The sequence below is a fragment of the Thermogutta sp. genome, assembly GCF_014359955.1.
Classification (GTDB): Bacteria; Planctomycetota; Planctomycetia; order Pirellulales; family Thermoguttaceae; genus Thermogutta.
In genome coordinates this window covers 1-2975 of sequence record NZ_JACIYL010000563.1, presented here as the reverse complement: position 1 = coordinate 2975, position 2975 = coordinate 1, and the positions used below count along the sequence as shown (strand labels likewise).

Below are 2975 nucleotides of genomic sequence, written 5' to 3'. Positions count from 1 at the left end.
GTCGTATCAGCAGAGGGACCCGGCCCCCCGGGATTTTACGGCCCGCACGATGCGTCTGTTCGACAATTTCTTCTGGTACGTGGAACTCGATGAAATGCCGCCGGCCGTTGTGGAACCGCCCCTTTCCTGGCCTCCCCCGAATCCGACGCCGCTCATCGTGCGTGGGCGGATTCCCAGCGAAAACACCGTGATGCTTCAAGTGGGAGCGGCGAAGGCAACCATCGGTCTGAATCCGGAGATCATCGATTTCGACAAGCGTTCAACGATTCTTGTGAATGCCCGGCGTCTCGATACACGCGACATATCGCCGGATGTGGAAACCCTTCTCAACGACGTGGCTCGTCGCTGGGACAGACAGCATCCTTTCTGGGTGACAATCGAAACGAGCACGGGCCGCGTTGTTCGACCTCGCCGTTAGCCGGACGAGAACTTTGCCATGGGGCAAACTCAGATTTTCTTCAGCCGGCAAAGAACGCCCCCGGGAGCAGCCATGCGAAGAGAAAAGTGACGAGAAAACCGGCCACTCCCGCCAGGGCGGCCGTCACCGTCCACAGTTTGAGGGCTTCGGTTTCGCTCCAGACACTCATTCTCGCAACAACCCAGAATCCGCTATCGTTCATCCAGCAAAACACCAAAGAACCGGCACCGATCGAAAGGGCCAAATAGACGGGATGGCAGTGAAGGTACTGGACCAGGGCCTCCGGTGTCTTGAACAGCGAACCCATAATCCCGGCCGTGGTGAGCATGGCCACGGTACTGGAGCCCTGGGCTGTTTTCATGACGGCCGCCACCAGAAAACCGATCACCAACAGGAGAAGCCCACCGGCCTGCGACTGGGATTCGACAAATTGTCCCACGTTCTCGCTGATCCCTGTTTGCCGTAACATGGCACCAAAGGCGCCGCCCGCAGAGGTAATCAGAATGATCATTCCAGCGCTCATGAGGGCCTCTTCCGTCATTCGGCCCAATTCCGTCAATGAAAGGCGGCGGCTCCACACTGTTGTGCCCATCGCCACAATGGCGGCGAGAAAAAGAGCCAGACTGGGATCTCCCAGGATTGAAGCGACAAGGGCTGCCGGGCCGAACTGAAGGTTTTGTTTCGCGAGGACCTTCAAGATCGTATTGGCTGAAATCAGGATAACCGGCAGAACAACCGGGGCACTGGCCAGCCAGAAAGGTGGCAACGCCTGGTCGGAACGAGGCGCGGTTTCTTGTTCACCCGGATACGGTCGGACCGGCAATGGGCAAAGTTTTTCGAGCACATTAAGGAACGGAAAGACAAGTACCGCAGCTGGAACTCCCACGAGGATCCCCATGAGGATCATATGTCCCACGTCCACACCCAGGAGTCCCGCTACAGCGAGCGGACCAGGGGTGGGGGGCACGAGGGTATGGGTGAGGGCTGCGCCGGCTCCAATGGCCAGGATCGACAGCACGTATCCCGATCGCATCATGCGAGAAAAGGATCGCGCCAAAGGGACAAGCAGGTAAAAGACGGTATCGAAAAAAACGGGAATCGACAGTACAAAGCCGCTCGCCATCAGAGCGATCGGGGCACGGCGTTCTCCCAAAACGCGAAGGCAGGTGCGAACGATCCGGTCGGCCGAGCCGCTTTCCATCAGGCACTTGCCGATAACCGCAGCCAGCGCGATCATCACTCCGATGTTGCCGGCCGTCGTACCAAAAGCCGCTGTCGCGCGGGAAATCTTTTCCCCCCAGTCACCCGGCGCCAGCAAGCTCACCACAAAGGCGGCTAACATCAAGGACAGAAAAGCATTGAGCCGGACAACCACAATGAGGAGAATGACAAGGCCGATCCCACAAAGCAGAACCAGAACCGGGCTGACCATCGTTTGCTAAAACCTGTGCGTGCCAATCTCGGATACGTTCAGCGCTGCCGGGGGCAGCACCCCAACTGTCCGCCGGGCGCGGCTCCGTTCGCGGGAATCGCAGACGGCCGATCATTTCTTGGGCAGGGTGAAACCCTTGATAAACCAACCGTCATTCTCCGTCACGGCGAAGACACCCGCCGGCCCCAGGTGGCGCCGTACGACCTCGTACTCTGGGAGTTTGCTTCCATCGATCCGTTGTTTGCGGAGGGCTCCCTTCTCTGGGGGCGCGAAGATCGTGTTCAAAACACGTCCCAGCATCGTCTCACTTTCCGGCATTTTTCCCTGCCGAATGAGTTCGTACGTGGGACGGTATTCCTCATCCGTGAGTGAGAATCCCCGCCAACACGCCTGTTTCCCCCCCAATTTCTCGATGGTTTCCATCACCTCCACGAAATCCGGGTTCCGCGCGATCGTCTCGCGCTCGCTCTGCAAGTCGAGGATCTCAGTGAGGTAGTCGAAGTGCGATGCAATGAGAAGATAGCCCTCGTAAACCGTGATTGCTGTGTTGGGGAAAAGTGGCTCTGTCTCCTCGCTGTCGCTCGGTTCGGGTGGCGCCAATCCTGGAACACCACCGAGTTCAATACGCGGCACCGCGCGTGCTTCGGGAGGTTTCCGCTCCCATATCACTTTTCCTTTGTGCTCGCGTTCGCGGAAATGCTTGTCATTCGCAAAGACCTTGGCGATTCCCTTTGCGGCGGCCTGCTCATCTTTCACTTCGATGGCAATGAGAATGCGCTCGCTTGTGGTCGTGATCGGCAATCGGTAGGCCGTGAACATGGCCACCTTTTCGCCAAAGTGGGCGAACAATTCATTGCGCAGGTCGATCTGCGGCCCCTGCGGATCATCTTTCAGGCCGGCAAGAACTTCGTCCCAGACACCTTCTTCCCCCTCGCCGATGACCTGGTCGAACACCGGCCCAATGTTGTCAAACCCAGTCAGGAGGTTGCAGTAGCCCATCCCGATAGTGGCCAGATCACGGGGAATGAATTTGGGCACTTCAAACGCTTCACCGTTAGGGAAATCGAACATTTTGGCCGATTTTTCACGCGGCGGTGGCGCGTATACAAAGGTGCGATGAACGAG

General features: G+C 58.0%; 2 protein-coding genes and 1 pseudogene. 1 reads left to right on the top strand and 2 read right to left on the bottom strand.

All coding sequences use genetic code 11. The features are described 5' to 3' along the window. A pseudogene (locus H5U08_RS14440) lies at window positions 1–418 on the top strand (hypothetical protein); the annotation flags it as partial. Between the two features lie 40 nt (window positions 419–458). Here H5U08_RS14440 and H5U08_RS14435 read toward each other — a convergent pair. Together H5U08_RS14435 and H5U08_RS14430 are read right to left on the bottom strand one after the other, a co-directional pair. Next, window positions 459–1850, bottom strand: coding sequence for an SLC13 family permease (locus H5U08_RS14435; RefSeq protein WP_297034520.1), 1392 nt, complete (start codon window positions 1848–1850; stop codon window positions 459–461). A gap of 111 nt (window positions 1851–1961) precedes the next feature. Continuing rightward, the coding region (locus H5U08_RS14430; RefSeq protein WP_297034518.1) for a hypothetical protein at window positions 1962–2975 on the bottom strand (1014 nt) is incomplete at its 5' end.

Bases quoted from the DNA above. Each gene is read 5' to 3' on its own strand.
- H5U08_RS14435 (WP_297034520.1), bottom strand. From the start codon at position 1,850: ATGGTCAGCCCGGTTCTGGTTCTGCTTTGTGGGATCGGCCTTGTCATT.